Annotated in this window: 12 protein-coding genes; 3 read left to right on the top strand and 9 right to left on the bottom strand. The window is 73.1% G+C overall.

Translation table 11 applies throughout. The features are described from left to right. Position 1 precedes the first annotated feature (1 nt). The 4 genes from argG to AB0B83_RS24300 all read right to left on the bottom strand — a co-directional run bounded on the left by argG (position 2) and on the right by AB0B83_RS24300 (position 3,811). Positions 2–1,453, bottom strand: a complete 1,452-nt coding sequence (argG, locus tag AB0B83_RS24315; protein WP_132238770.1) for an argininosuccinate synthase — start codon at positions 1,451–1,453, stop codon at positions 2–4. A 106-nt stretch (positions 1,454–1,559) separates the two neighbouring features. Next, the gene (locus AB0B83_RS24310; protein WP_357580097.1) at positions 1,560–1,985 is read right to left on the bottom strand and encodes a nucleoside deaminase; all 426 of its coding nucleotides are present in this window, start codon (positions 1,983–1,985) and stop codon (positions 1,560–1,562) included. Further along, on the bottom strand, positions 1,982–2,782 hold the full coding sequence (locus AB0B83_RS24305; RefSeq protein WP_357580096.1) for an LLM class flavin-dependent oxidoreductase: 801 nt from the start codon (positions 2,780–2,782) through the stop codon (positions 1,982–1,984). Before AB0B83_RS24305 ends, AB0B83_RS24310 begins: the two co-directional genes overlap by 4 nt. Positions 2,783–2,974: 192 nt before the next feature. Continuing rightward, positions 2,975–3,811: an RNA methyltransferase gene (locus AB0B83_RS24300; RefSeq protein WP_311413879.1), complete on the bottom strand. Its 837-nt coding sequence runs from the start codon at positions 3,809–3,811 to the stop codon at positions 2,975–2,977. Positions 3,812–3,926: 115 nt separating this feature from the next. Here AB0B83_RS24300 and AB0B83_RS24295 point away from each other — a divergent pair, with 115 nt between their 5' ends. After that, positions 3,927–5,798 carry a thiamine pyrophosphate-requiring protein gene (locus AB0B83_RS24295; protein ID WP_132238944.1) on the top strand — a complete coding sequence of 624 codons (1,872 nt, stop codon included), beginning with the start codon at positions 3,927–3,929 and terminating at the stop codon, positions 5,796–5,798. Between the two features lie 24 nt (positions 5,799–5,822). Here the strand turns inward: AB0B83_RS24295 and AB0B83_RS24290 are convergent, their stop codons facing one another. Further along, positions 5,823–6,386, bottom strand: coding sequence for a dihydrofolate reductase family protein (locus tag AB0B83_RS24290; protein ID WP_357580095.1), 564 nt, complete (start codon positions 6,384–6,386; stop codon positions 5,823–5,825). A 142-nt stretch (positions 6,387–6,528) separates the two neighbouring features. Between AB0B83_RS24290 and AB0B83_RS24285 the strand changes: the two genes are divergently transcribed. After that, positions 6,529–7,137 (top strand): thymidylate kinase, encoded by a 609-nt coding sequence (locus tag AB0B83_RS24285; RefSeq protein WP_357580094.1) that lies wholly within the window; start codon positions 6,529–6,531, stop codon positions 7,135–7,137. Positions 7,138–7,677: 540 nt separating this feature from the next. On the opposite strand, the gene AB0B83_RS24280 is transcribed toward AB0B83_RS24285, so the two are convergent. The 4 genes from AB0B83_RS24280 to AB0B83_RS24265 all read right to left on the bottom strand — a co-directional run bounded on the left by AB0B83_RS24280 (position 7,678) and on the right by AB0B83_RS24265 (position 12,612). Beyond that, positions 7,678–9,894, bottom strand: a complete 2,217-nt coding sequence (locus AB0B83_RS24280; protein ID WP_357580093.1) for a transglycosylase domain-containing protein — start codon at positions 9,892–9,894, stop codon at positions 7,678–7,680. Positions 9,895–10,078: 184 nt separating this feature from the next. Further along, positions 10,079–10,879 carry a hypothetical protein gene (locus tag AB0B83_RS24275; protein ID WP_357580092.1) on the bottom strand — a complete coding sequence of 267 codons (801 nt, stop codon included), beginning with the start codon at positions 10,877–10,879 and terminating at the stop codon, positions 10,079–10,081. A gap of 148 nt (positions 10,880–11,027) precedes the next feature. Beyond that, the gene (locus AB0B83_RS24270) at positions 11,028–12,134 is read right to left on the bottom strand and encodes an SPFH domain-containing protein (RefSeq protein ID WP_357580091.1); all 1,107 of its coding nucleotides are present in this window, start codon (positions 12,132–12,134) and stop codon (positions 11,028–11,030) included. Positions 12,135–12,138: 4 nt separating this feature from the next. Then, entirely contained in the window at positions 12,139–12,612 is a 474-nt protein-coding gene (locus AB0B83_RS24265) for an NfeD family protein (RefSeq protein WP_151457518.1), read from the bottom strand. A 111-nt stretch (positions 12,613–12,723) separates the two neighbouring features. Here AB0B83_RS24265 and AB0B83_RS24260 point away from each other — a divergent pair, with 111 nt between their 5' ends. Then, positions 12,724–14,040, top strand: a complete 1,317-nt coding sequence (locus AB0B83_RS24260; RefSeq protein WP_357580090.1) for a serine hydrolase domain-containing protein — start codon at positions 12,724–12,726, stop codon at positions 14,038–14,040. Positions 14,041–14,125: the final 85 nt, after the last annotated feature.

Genomic DNA, 14,125 nt, shown 5'->3' with positions numbered 1-14,125 from the left:
CTCAGTCGACGCCGAACTCCATCGCGGCACGGTCGAGGGCCTCGTCGGCGGCGGAGGGGACGCCCCGGGAGGCGATGGCCTCCGCGCCGCCCTGCGGCATCGCGCCGATCAGCCCGGTCGAGGCCGCCTGCGCGGCGCCGACCATCCGCTGCGGGGCCGCGCCACCGACCATGCCGAGGGTCGCGTACTGCTCCAGCTTCGCCCGCGAATCGGCGATGTCCAGGTTGCGCATGGTGAGCTGGCCGATCCGGTCCGACGGGCCGAAGGCCGAGTCCTCCGTACGCTCCATCGACAGCTTGTCGGGGTGGTAGCTGAACGCCGGGCCGGTGGTGTCGAGGATCGAGTAGTCCTCACCCCGGCGCAGCCGCAACGTCACCTCGCCGGTGACCGCCGTGCCGACCCAGCGCTGCAACGACTCGCGCAGCATCAGCGCCTGCGGGTCCAGCCAGCGCCCCTCGTACATCAGCCGGCCGAGGCGGCGGCCCTCGTTGTGGTAGTTCGCCAGCGTGTCCTCGTTGTGGATGGCGTTGACCAGCCGCTCGTACGCGGCGTGCAGCAGCGCCATGCCGGGCGCCTCGTAGATGCCCCGGCTCTTGGCCTCGATGATCCGGTTCTCGATCTGGTCCGACATGCCCATGCCGTGCCGGCCGCCGATGGCGTTGGCCTCCAGCACCAGGTCGACGGGGCTGCCGAACTCCTTGCCGTTGATCGTCACCGGGCGGCCCTGGTCGAAGCCGATCGTGACGTCCTCGGTCGGGATCTCCACGGACGGGTCCCAGAACCGGACTCCCATGATCGGGTTGACCGTCTCGATGCCGGTGTCGAGGTGTTCGAGGGTCTTCGCCTCGTGCGTGGCGCCCCAGATGTTGGCGTCGGTGGAATACGCCTTCTCGGTGCTGTCCCGGTACGGCAGGCCGCGTTCGAGCAGCCACTCCGACATCTCCTTGCGCCCACCGAGTTCGGTGACGAAGTCGGTGTCGAGCCACGGCTTGTAGATGCGCAGCTGCGGGTTGGCCAGCAGGCCGTAGCGGTAGAACCGCTCGATGTCGTTGCCCTTGAAGGTCGAGCCGTCGCCCCAGATCTGGACGTCGTCGGAGATCATCGCCCGGACCAGCAGGGTCCCGGTGACGGCCCGGCCCAGCGGGGTGGTGTTGAAGTACGCCCGCCCGCCCGAGCGGATGTGGAAGGCCCCGCAGGTCAACGCCGCCAGGCCCTCCTCGACCAGGGCGGCGCGGCAGTCGACCAGGCGGGCGACCTCGGCGCCGTAGCTGAGCGCGCGACCGGGCACCGAGGCGATGTCCGGCTCGTCGTACTGGCCGATGTCGGCGGTGTAGGCGCAGGGAACGGCGCCCTTGTCGCGCATCCACGCGACCGCGACCGAGGTGTCGAGGCCGCCGGAGAAGGCGATGCCGACACGTTCGCCGATGGGCAGGGAGGTGAGAACCTTGGACACAAGGAAGATTATGCACTAGGCCGCATGGCCATGCAAACGCAGGTGGGGACATGACCAGCGACAGCGGGACCCACCGCACGCCCCGCACCGCCGCAAGGGTCCCGCTCTAGTAGTAGTTGTCGATCGGCTGGCGCGCCTCGTCGAACAGCGCCGGCCCCTCGTACCGCACCGGGGGCGGCGACGGGGTGACCGGCTTGACCTCCTCGAACTGTTCGGCGGACAGGGCGTACACCACCCGGCCGAGGCCGGACCGGTCGATCGCGGTCGCGCACATCGGGCAGGGCTGGCAACTGGTGAACATGGTGGTGCCGGCGGCCACGTCGGGAGCGAGTTCCCGAGCGGCCCAGCGGGCCAGCTTCAGTTCCGGGTGGGCGGTGATGTCCGAGTCGGAGACCACGGTGTTGTGGTCCTCGATCAGGACGGTGCCGTCCGCACCGACCAGCAACGAGCCGAACGGCCGTTCGCCGGATGCCCCCGCCTCGCTGGCGAGTTCCACCGCACGGCGGAGAAATCTCTCGTCGTCAGGGGTCATCGGTCCTCCTGGGAGTTGTGGTACGCGGCCACGGCCGCAAGGGTCTGCCAGGCGCGTTCGGGCTGGCGGATCTCGGTCAGGTCGCCGTTGAACGGGTCGAGCACCACCGTTTCCGCCCCGAGCAGACGGATCTGGTCGATGTCAGCGATGATCTGCTCGATGGTGCCGACACCGGCGAGCCGGTCCGGGGCGGTGACCACTTCTCGGGTCTCCCGGAGTCCGATGCGTGGCATCAACGCGGGCACCGGCCGGCCCAGTTCGTCGGCGGTGGCCTTCAGCCGCCCCGCTGCGTCCGCCAGCCATCCGGGCGTGACCCGCAGCGGGTGCCAGGCGTCACCGAGCAGTACCGCGCGACGAATGCCGGCGTCGCTGTTGCCGCCGACCCAGATCGGGATCGGGGTCGTGTCGTAGTCGTCGGTGGTCCGCCAGGCGTCGCGCATGACGTGCAGGTACTCATCGGTCAGCGCGCCGCGCCGCCGGAACGGCACGCCGAGCGCCTCGAACTCCTGCCGGGCCCAGCCGACGCCGACGCCGAGGACGAGCCGGCCGCCGCTGAGCCGGTTGAGGTTCGCCGCCATCCGGGCGGTGAGCAGCGGGTGCCGGTACGGGACGATGAGCACCGTGGTGCCCAGCCGGACCCGGCGGGTCACCCCGGCCAGCCAGGACAGCGTGGTGAACGGCTCGTAGAACGGCGCCGGATACTGCTCGGCCACGTCCGGGGTCACCGCGATGTGATCGGAGACCATCAGCAGGTCGAAGCCGAGGCCCTCGACCGCCTGCGCCCACCGTCGCAGCATTTCGGGGTCGGTACCCGGGGCAAAGTTCGGTACGTTGACGCCAATATGCACGGGTTCCACGCTAGCCGGGGTGGGTTCCGTGTGTGAACATCGCGTTCCCTGCCTTTGCTGGCTTTTGCCGTGGATCCATCGGCAAGATGACCCGATGGCCGAGAATCTTGACGCTGTCGATTCCGCGGCTGAAGCGGAGCACTAGGCCGGGTCGTCGCGACCCAGTTCCCAGCAGGCCACGGCGGTGGCGGCGGCCACGTTGAGCGAGTCGACGCCGCGGCGCATCGGGATCACCACCCGGACGTCGCTGCCGTCCATCGCCGCCCGGGTCAGGCCGGCGCCCTCGGCCCCCATGAGCAGCGCCGCGCGGGCCCGCTGCGCCGCGTCGAGCCGCTGGATCGGCACCGCGTCCGGCGCCGGGGTCATCGCCAGCACCGTGAAGCCGGCCGCGCGGACGTCGCCGAGCGCGTCCGGCCAGGGCTCCAGCTTCGCGTACGGGATTGCGAAGACCTCGCCCATGCTGACCCGGACGCTGCGCCGGTAGAGCGGGTCGGCGCAGGTCGGCGAGAGCAGCACGGCGTCCACGCCGAGCGCGGCCACCGCCCTGAAGATGGCCCCCAGGTTCGTGTGGTTGTTCACGTCCTCGAGGATCACCACCCGCCGCGCGGCGGCCAGCACCTCGGCGGCGGGCGGCAGCGGCTTGCGCCGGAACGACGCCAGCACGCCCCGGTGCACATGGAACCCCGTGGCCCGTTGCAGCACGTCCTGCGTGGCGGCGTAGACCGGGGCGTCGCCGGTGTCCAGGTCGGCGAGCTGGTCGACCCGCTTGGCGTCCACCAGGTACGACCGGGCCGGATAGCCGGCGCGCAGCGCCCGGCGCAGCACCAGCTCGCCCTCGGCGATGAACAGGCCGTGCGGCGGTTCCCAGCGGGTACGCAGCTCGACGTCGGTCAGCGCGCGGTAGTCGGCGATCCGGTCGTCGTCGGGGTCGGTGATCGGGTGGATGGGCACCCGCCGATTCTGCCGGACGCGCCGCAGCCGCCCCGGGCCGCCCGACGCCGGGGCAGCCCGTGGCGTTTTGTCCCGAGAGGGACGGGAATGGCGGGCCGGAGCGGCGGAGCGACGGAAGGACAGTCAGGTGAACGCACGTCCCATGGGCACGCCGGGACCGGCCCGCATCGACCAGCCGGACGGGTGGCGCGTCGACCTGGGTCCGCTGCCCCGCGACGCCACCGTCGCGGACCACATCGTGCACCGGTTGGCCGGCTGGGGCGTCCGCCGCTACTTCGGCTATCCCGGCGACGGCATCAACGGCCTGACCTCGGCGCTGCAACGCACCCGGGACCGGGCGCAGTTCGTCCAGGTCCGCCACGAGGAGACCGCCGGCTTCGCGGCGTCGGCGCACGTCAAGTACGGCGGCGGGCCGCTCGGCTGCGCGCTGGTGACCAGCGGCCCCGGCGCGATCCACCTGCTCAACGGCCTGTACGACGCCAAGCTGGACCACCAGCCGGTGGTCGCCCTCGTCGGCCACACCGCGCTCACCGCCGAGGGCGGCGGCTACTACCAGGAGGTGGACCTGCTCGCCCTCTACAAGGACGTCGCGGCCGCCTTCCTGGCCCAGCTCGACCACCCCAGCCAGGTCCGCCACCTGGTCGACCGGGCCTGCCGCACGGCGCTGGCCCGGCGTACCGTCACCGCGCTGGTGCTGCCGTCCGACATCCAGGACGCGCCGGCCGTGCCGGAGCCACCGCACGCCCACGGCTACTACCGCACCAGCGACGTGCCCAGCAGCGGCCCGACGGTGCCGCCGGAGGCGGAGCTGCGCCGGGCCGCCGAGGTGCTGGGCGGCGGCGAGCGGGTCGCCATGCTGGTCGGGCAGGGCGCGCTCGGCGCGGTGGACGAGGTCCGCGCGGTTGCCGACCGGCTCGGCGCGGGGGTGGCGGCGGCGCTGCTCGGGTTCGCCGCGGTCGACCACCGGGAGCCGTGGGTGACCGGCGCCATCGGCCTGCTCGGCACCCGGCCCAGTTGGCAGCTGATGAACGAGTGCGACCGGCTGCTGATCGTGGGCAGCAACATGCCGTACTCGGAGTTCTACCCGCCGCAGGGGCAGGCGCGGGCGGTGCAGATCGACCGGGACGGCACCCAGCTGGGGCTGCGGTACCCGACCGAGGTGAACCTGACCGGCGACGCCGCCCCCACCCTGCGGGCCCTGCTGCGCGAGCTCGGCCCCGGCCCGGGACCGACCCGCTGGCGGGCGACGATCGGCAAGGCCACCACCGCCTGGCGCCGTACGCAGCGGGAACTGGCCGGGCAGGCCGCCGACCCGGTCAACCCGCAGCTACTCTTCGCGACCCTCAGCGACCGGCTCCCCGACGACGTGATGATCTCGGTCGACTGCGGCACCACGACCGCCTGGTACGCCCGGCACCTCCAGGTCCGCCCCGGCATGCTGGCCAGCCTCTCCGGCACCCTGCTCTCGATGGGCGGCGCGATGCCGTACGCGCTGGCCGCCAAGTTCGCCCACCCGGACCGCCCGCTGGTGGCCCTGATCGGCGACGGCGCGATGCAGATGAACGGGGTCAACGAGCTGATCACGGTGGCCAAGTACTGGCGGAGCTGGTCGGACCCCCGCTTCGTGGTGCTCGTGCTCAACAACCGGGACCTGGCCTTCGTCAGCTGGGAGCAGCGCTCCAGCGAGGGCACGCCGATGTTCCCGGACAGCCAGCAGCTGCCCGACATCGGCTACCACCGGTGGGCGGAGGTACTGGGCCTGCACGGCGAGCTGGTCGACGCGCCGGAGCAGGTGCCGGGCGTCTGGGAGCGGGCGCTGGGCGCGGACCGGCCCGTGGTCGTCAACGCGCTGGTCGACCCGGCTGAGCTGATGCTGCCGCCGCACTTCACCGCCGAGCAGGCCCGCAACACCGCCGCGGCCGTGCTGCGCGGCGACACCGACTGGGCGGGCATCATCCGGCGGGGCCTGCCCACGGCGGTCGCCACCCTCCGCCCGGGACGCGGGCGGGGCTGACCGAGCGGCCCGGACGGTCCGGCGTCAGCCGGCCCGGTGGTATCGCAGCAGCACGGACGCGCCGTCGAAGGTCCGCGACTCCGCCAGGCGGAACTTCATCCGCTCGGTCGCGGCGAAAACCGGCTTGCCGCCGCCCAGCACCACCGGGTGCACGAAGATCTGGTACTCGTCGATCAGGCCGAGGTCGGTCAGCGCGGCGGCGGCCTCGGCGCCACCGTTGAGCAGCAGGTCACCGCCCGGCTGATCCTTGAGCACGGTCACCTCCCTGGCGAGGTCCCCGCCGCCGACCACCCGGGCGCCGTGATCGGCCTCGGTGAGCGTGCGCGAGACGACCACCTTCGGCGTCCGCCGCCAGATCGGCACGAACGCGAGGTCGTGCGGGTGGTCGGAGATCGACTCCGCCTGCGGCCAGTAGGCGGCCATGAACTCCCAGACCCGGCGGCCGTAGACGAACGCGCCGGCCCGGTCGCACTGCTCCAGCGAGAACGCGGACAGCTCCGGGCCCATCTCCGGCCAGTCGAACTCGCCGTTCGGCCCCTCGATGAACCCGTCGAGCGACTGGTGCACCCCGTAGACGATCTTCCGCATGGCGCTGCTCCTCCTGACCCCTGACGCCCTCTCGTGGGCGCTCTCGCCAGGTGGTCGGAACGGCCTGGCCGGATCCGACAGCCCGGCACCACCTTCGCAGGATTTTTCCTGGGGCTTGTCCGGGGCGGCTACCGTGCCGCTCATGCGCCGTCCGATGATCATTGCTCTGATCGGCGTCGACGGGGCCGGAAAGACCACCCAGGCAAAGGCGCTGGCCGCCCGGCTGCGGGCGGCCGGGGTGCCGGCCAGCTACTTCGAGAACGCTGGCGGCCGGCCCGTCTGGAACCGGCTCGCGCAGGCGCTGGGCCGCCGCGACGGGCCGCACCTGTTCGGCCGCACCGGCTACGTGACCATCGAGGCGACCGTACGCTGGCTCGCCATCGCCCGGGCGATGCTGGCCGCCCGGCTGACCGGCAGGACGGCGGTCATGGACCGCTGGTCCTGGTGCCAGTACGTGGTGATGCGGGCCCGCGGCGACCGGGGCGGGCGGTTGGTCCGCCTGGCGTACGCGATCTTCCCGCGACCGGAGCTGGTCTGCTTCCTGGCGGTCTCGCCCGAACGGGCGCAACAACGGGTGCTGGCCCGGGGCATCGACACCGAGGAGTTGACCCACCTGCGGGCCCTGGACACCGGCTACCGGGGGCTGCCGGAGTTCGGCTCGTTCACCGTCATCGACGCGGACGGCGACCCGGTCGACGTCGGCGTCGCCCTCGACCAGGTGGTCCGGGCCGCTCTCGCCCGTTCCCGCTGACCTCCGGTCCCCGGCGGCCGACCGACCGACCGACATCGACATCGGGACCGGGACCGGGACCGGGACCGATGTCGGCGTCCCTGCTGGCGCAGTAGGCGGCGGACAGCCCGGGGGCGGGTATCCCCGGCCGTGCCCTGTCGAGCTGCCCGCACAGATGGGGCAGCCCGCAGAGACCCAGCCCACCCAGCCCGTCCAAACCACCGGGCCCGTCCAGCCCAGCGCCTCATCCAGACCACCGGGCCCATCCAGCCCAGCTGCCCCCGTCCAGCCTGCGCCCCATCTAGCCCACCGGGCCCATCCAGCCCAGCGCCCCCGTCCAGACCACCGGGCCCGTTCAGCCCGGATCTGTCCGCCGGGCGGTCCTATGGGTGGGGCAGCTCGACAGGGCACGCCAGGTGGACCCGGGGAGGCGTGCAGCCCGACGTCACCTGAGCGCGGAGCGGGCGGCCGAAGCAGGCAGCCACCCGAAGCAGGGCAGCCGGCCGGCCAGCAGCGGCACGGTGGCGGCGCCAGGTTCGCGGCGACGCCGTGGCCCGGCGGTCAGCCGCGGCGCTCCAGCCAGCGACGCAGGTCGGACAGGCGCTGATCGTCCTGGGGCGACGGCCGCCGCTCCTCGGACGGGCGGCGCTGTTCGACCGGCGGACGCTCCACCGGGCGGCGCGGGTCGCCGACCAGCTCGCGGCTGGGGGCGGCGAACTTCTTCTCCGGCTCACCGGCGACGGCGGTGCCGATGACCCGGGCGACCGCGTCGATCACCCGCGCCTGCACGGCAGCGCCCACCGAGTCGGTCGGGTCGTCCGGGTTGGCGGCGATGCCCGCGACCGCCACCTGCGGGGTGAAGCCGACGAAGGTCTCGGTGGCGTTCTTCTCCGAGCTGCCGGTCTTGCCGGCCACCGGCCGGCCGTCGAGGATCCGGTTCACCGAGGTGGCCGTGCCCCCGTTGCACTGCGCGAGCGTGGACTGCTGGCCGACCGGGCAGCGGGCGGCGTCGGTGGCGGCCCGGGCCACGTCGGCGTCGAGCACCCGGCGGCAGGACGGGTCGCCGACCGGCACCTTCTCGCCGTCGGCGGCGGTCACCGAGACCACCGGCAGCGGCGCGCAGTACGTGCCCTCGGCGGCCACCGTGGCGTACGCGTTCGCCAGGTCGAGCGGGGTGGTGGCGGTGACGCCCAGGGTGAAGGAGCCCCAGTCGGCGGCGTCGTTCTCGGCGAAGGTGGCGTCGGCGTCGGCCCGGAAGGTGATGCCGAGGCGCTTCGCCATCTCGACCACCTTCTCCTGCCCGACCTGCTCGGCCAGCCACACGAAGTACGTGTTCACCGAGCGGCCGAAGCCGTCCCACATCATCCGGTAGCCGTCCATCCACTCCGGGTTGGCGTTGGCCGGGCACCACCGGCCGTCGCAGCTGCCCTCGCCCTCGGCGGCGTACCGGGTGGGCAGCCGACTCGGCGCGTCGAAGCCGGTGGACAGCGGCTTGCCGGCCTCCAGCGCGGCGAGCATGGTGAAGAGCTTGAACGTCGAGCCGGCCTGGTAGCCGGCCACGCTGTCGCCGCCGGAGATCAGCGGGTTGACGGTGTTGGGGTGGTTGGCCTGCCCGTCCGGGTTCGCGTCGAGGCTGTAGTGCCGGTTGACCGCCATCGCCAGCACCCGGCCGGTGCCCGGTTCGACGGCGGCGATCGGCAGGGCGCGCTTGTTGTCGTAGGAGTAGACGCTTGTGGCCTGCTTCTGCGCGGTGGCCTGGATCTTCGGGTCCAGCGAGGTCACCACGGTGTAGCCGCCGCGACGCAGGGCCTGCTCGCGCTCCTCGACGGTCGCGCCGAACTCCGGCTGCGCGAGCCACCACTGCCGAAGGTAGTCGCAGAAGAAGCCCCAGTCGTCGTGGCCCTCGGCCACGGCGGTGCAGCCGTTGGGCTGGGCCGTGGGGCGCAGCGTCAGCTTCTCGGTCCTGGCCCGCGCGGCCTCGTCGGCACTGATCGCGCCGGTGGCGACCATCGAGTCCAGCACGTAGCCGCGCCGCTCCAGCGCGGCGTCCGCGTCGCCGTCGATCGGGCTGTACGCCTCCGGCGACTGCACCAGGCCGGCGAGCAGGGCCGCCTCGCCGAGGGTCAGCTCCGCCGGGGGCTTGGCGAAGTAGCGCTGGCTGGCCGCCGCGATGCCGTACGCCCCGGAGCCGAAGTACGCGATGTTCAGGTAGCGGTTGAGGATCTCGTCCTTGCTCAGGCGCTGTTCCAGCGCCGAGGCGTACCGGATCTCCTGGATCTTGCGCCCGACGGTCTGCTCGGTGGCCGCGGCGCGCTCCTCGGCGGTGCGGCCGGGGTCGGTCTTGAGCACGTTGCGGACGTACTGCATGGTCAGCGTGGAGCCGCCCTGCTGGCCGCCGCCGGAGACGTTCGACACCACGGCCCGCAGCAGCCCGCGCAGGTCGGCGCCGCCGTGGTCGTAGAAGCGCCGGTCCTCGGCCGCCACGATCGCCTGCCGCATCACCGGGGCGATCTCGTCGAGCGGCACGTCGGTGCGGTTGACGTCGTAGAACGTGGTGATCAGCGTTTTGCCGTCGTTGGCGTAGAGGTAGGACCGCTGCGGCGTGGCCGGGGTGCGCAGCGCCTCGGGCAGCCCCGCGTACGACCCGACCGCGGCCTTGGCGGCGAACCCGAGCAGCAGGTTTCCCGGCAGCGCGGCGACCGCCAGGACGAGGCCGGCGAGCACGCCGGCGAGCAGCACGGTGAACAGCCGCGACAGCGGCGGGCGGGGTGGGGCCATGGTCCCCAGGATTGCCACGTAACGGGCCAACCGACCACCCCCGGGGCCCGGTTGTCAGCAATTTCACCGCCCGTGACCAGCGACTTCCCATCCCACCGCCCCCTCGGCCACCGCGAACCCCGTGGCCACCACCCGCCCCGGCGCCCACCGGGTGTCCGGTGCCCGCCGGGGCCGGTGCGACGGGTCAGGTGGGCAGGGGGCCGTTCGGGCCGGGGGTGGCCGGGGCGGCGGCGGTGGCGAGGCTCGCGCTGGCGGCGTCGCGGGCGATGTCCCGGGGCACCAGGCGACCGGAGCGGTAGCCGATGCCGATGCCGGCGACCAGCACGAAGATCGCGCCGAAGGTCTGCAACGAGCCGATCAGTGCGCCGCCGACGCCCAGCAGCGGGGCGGCGATCATCAGCATCACGCCGTCACCGATGCTGAACGAGCCGGACCGGGCCACCGACCAGCCGGTCAACAGCCAGCCGAGGCTGTAGCAGGTGGCGCCGACGAGCACGAGCATGCGCGCGGTGGTGCCGAAGACGGGGGTCTGCTCCGCCAGCCCCGCGAAGGGGAGCATGAGCACCGTTCCGGCGATGGATACGAGCAGGCCGGCGACGGCCGCCCGGCGGCTGCGGGTCGCCGCCAGCAGCCCGGTCAGCGCCAGCAGGGCGAGCAGCCCGAGCCACACCGCCGCCACCCAGCCCACCAGGTAGAGCGGCCGGCCGTCGGCCGGGTACGGGTCGTTGCCCACCCCGCCGTCGCTGGCCATCGCCACGACGGCGTAGAGGATGGCGTACGCGGGGAGCAGCCACACCGCGCCCCGCGCGAGCCGGCGCAGCGACCAGGCCCAGGTGGCGTTCGTGGCCGGCCCGACCGGCGTCGGCTCGACGAAGGGCAGCACCCCGAACCCCCCGCCGGTACGCCGGCTGCCGAGCGGCCCGGCAGGATCGTGCGCACCGGGCACCGGGGCCGAGGAGCGTACCCGCTTCGCCGGATCCTTCATGCGTCACCTCGCTCGTCCGACGAGCGGTGCGGGACGCGCCGGGGCGCCCCGTTGCCTGCTCACCGCCCGTCCTAGGACCGATGGTGGCAGGCGACGGAGCGCCCCATGAGTGGTTCTCGCATTTCCGGGCGGTCGCGCCCGGACCCGGTCAGGCCCGTTCGCGCTGGTCGGCCGGGTCGTTGAGCAGGCTCGCCGGGGAGACCGGCTCCGGTGCCGGCAGCCCCTGCGGCTGGCCGCCCGTGGCCTGCGCCTCGGCGACGCGTACCTCGTCGTGGATCTGCTGGGCGGCGGCGGCCGCGGCCTGCGCGGCCTCGGCCGCCTCGCGCTCCACCTCGCCCGCGCTGCCGGCCGCCTCCGGCGCCGGCTCGTCGCCGACCATCCGGCTCAGCCCGCCGAGCGCGCCGCCCATGCCCTCCAGCGCCTTGGTCAGCTCGGCCGGCACGATCCAGACCTTGTTCGCGGTGCCGTTGGCGATCTGCGGCAGGGCCTGGAGGTACTGGTAGGCGAGCACCTTCTGGCTCGGGTTCGCCTGGTGGATCGCGTCGAACACCGTCTTGATCGCCTTCGCCTGGCCCTCGGCCTGGAGGATCCGGGCCTGCCGGTCACCGTCGGCGCGCAGCACCGCGGACTGCTTCTCACCCTCGGCCGTGAGGATCTGCGACTGCTTGTGCCCCTCGGCGTTCAGGATCGCCGCCCGGCGGTCGCGCTCGGCGCGCATCTGCTTCTCCATCGAGTCGCGGATGCTCGCCGGCGGCTCGATCGCCTTGAGCTCCACCCGGGTGACCTTGATGCCCCACCGCCCGGTGGTCTCGTCCAGCACGCCGGACAGGTGCCGGTTGATCTGGTCGCGGCTGGTCAGCGCCCGCTCCAGGTCCAGCGACCCGATCACGTTGCGCAGCGTGGTGACGGTGAGCTGCTCGATGGCCTGGAGGAAGTTCGAGATCTCGTACGTGGCCCGGACCGAGTCGACGACCTTGAAGTAGAGCACCGTGTCGATCGAGACGACCAGGTTGTCGGAGGTGATCACCGGCTGGGGCGGGAAGCTGACCACCTGCTCCCGCAGGTCGACCTTGGTACGCACCGCGTCGACGAACGGGACCAGGATGTTCAGCCCCGGGTTGAGCGTGCGCTTGTACTTGCCGAGCCGCTCCACGACGTCCTGGCGCTGCTGCGGCACGATCCGTACCGCCTTGGCCAGGGTGATCACCCCGATCAGAGCGATGGCCATCAGTAGGACCGGGATCACAAGTTCCATGTACTCACCTTTTCGCTTCGGGTAGCTCCCCGGAAGGAGAAACGTCGTCCCGCCACACCAGGGCGGTGGCGCCCCGCACCTGGATCACCTGCACCCGGTCGCCCGGGGCGAAGTGCTGGCTCGCGTCGTAGGAGCGGGCCTGCCACAGCTCGCCGTCGATCTTCACCATGCCCTGCCCGGCGTCGACCTGCTCCAGCACCAGCGCCGTGCTGCCCTCAATCGCCTCCACGCCGAAGGGCTGCTCACCGCTCTCCAGCGCCGAGCGGCGGTGCCTGCGCAGCGTCGGCCGCACACCCAGCACCGTCAGCGCCGACACGCCGGCGAAGACGATCGCCTGCACCTCGACCGGGGCGCCGAGCGCCGCCGCTCCCGCGGCGGCCAGGGCCCCGACCGCGAACATGATCAGAAAAAGCGTCGTCGTGAAGATCTCAGCGACCGCCAGCACGACACCCAGCACGATCCAGAACACGGCGTCCACCCCCCGATCGTGACACGTCAAAGCACGTGGAGCCCACCCGCGAAGATCAGTAAGCTCGGCGGCACGCCGGCGGCCCACCCCGACGGCACCGGAATCCCCCGAGGAGAGCCCGTGTCCCTGTTGCCCGAGACCACCCGCCAGGTCGATGCCCTCGTCGCCGGGGCACAGTCCGCCGGCCGTACGCCGTCACTGGTGGTCGGCGTGGTACGGGACGGCGCGCTGACCCACCTCGCCACGGCCGGCGAGCACCCGCGCCCCGACGCCGACCTCCAGTACCGCCTCGGGTCGATCAGCAAGACGATGACCGCGACCCTGGTCATGCAGGAGCGCGACGCCGGCCGGCTGGCCCTGGACGACCCGCTGGAGAAGCACCTGCCCGGCACCGGTGTGGGCACGCTCACCCTGCGGCAGTTGCTCGGCCACGCCAGCGGCCTGCGCCGCGAGCCGGACGGGCAGTGGTGGGAGCGCGCCGAGGTCGGGAACCTGGCGACCCTGCTGGCCGGGGTGAGCGCCGAGAAGATCGCCTATCCCCCGCACCGGGTCTACCACTACTCCAACCTGGCGTACGGGCTGCTCGGCGGCGTGCTGGAGCGGATCACCGGCACCTCGTGGGCGGAGTTGCTGCGCCAGCGCGTGCTGGAGCCGCTCGGCATGCGCCGCACCACGTACGCTGCCACCGAGCCGTTCGCCCGCGGCTACGTGGTGCACCCCTGGCACGGCACGCTGCGGGAAGAGCCGCGTACCGACACCGGGGCGATGGCCCCGGCCGGGCAGCTCTGGTCCACGGTCGAGGACCTGGCCCGGTGGGCGGCGTTCCTGGCCGACCCCGCGCCGCAGGTGCTGGCGGCGGAGACGCTGGCCGAGATGTGCGTCCCCGTGTCGATCAGCGACGTCGACTCGTGGACCGGCGGGCACGGCCTCGGGCTGGAGCTCTACCGGCAGGGCGAGCGGGTGTACGTCGGGCACGGCGGCTCGATGCCCGGCTACGTGGCCGCCCTGGCGGTGCACCGCCCGTCGCGCACCGGCGTGGTCGGCTTCGCCAACTCGTACGGCTTCCGCACCGGCGGGATCGGCGGGCTCGCGCTACGGATCCTGACCACCGTGCTGGACGCCGAGCCGGCCCTTCCGAAGCCCTGGCTGCCGGCCGCCGCTCCCCCGCCCGCCGAGGTCGACGAGGTGGGCGGCCGTTGGTGGTGGATGGGGACGTCGCTCGACGTGACCTGGGACGCGGCCAGGGGCGAGCTGGTCGTGTACGTGCGCGGCGAGCGGGTCAGCGTGTTCGTCCCGGAGGGTCCGGACCGCTGGCGGGGTCGCTCCGGCCCCGAGAACGGCGAGATCCTCACGGTGCTGCGCGACGAGGCGGGGCGGGTGGTGGCCCTCGACATCGCCACCTTCGTCTTCACCCGCACCCCCGACCAGGAGCCCTGAGGGTCGACGGTCGCCGACGGGCCCGGCCCGTCGGGGGCCCGGGGCAGGGCGGCGGGGGGTGGGAGTGGGTGAGGCGGTGCAAAGG

The organism is Micromonospora sp. NPDC049060, from assembly GCF_040649055.1.
Classification (GTDB): domain Bacteria; phylum Actinomycetota; class Actinomycetes; order Mycobacteriales; family Micromonosporaceae; genus Micromonospora; species Micromonospora reichwaldensis.
The sequence above is the reverse complement of the archived record's forward strand: the minus strand, read 5'-3'. Positions and strand labels throughout refer to the sequence as shown.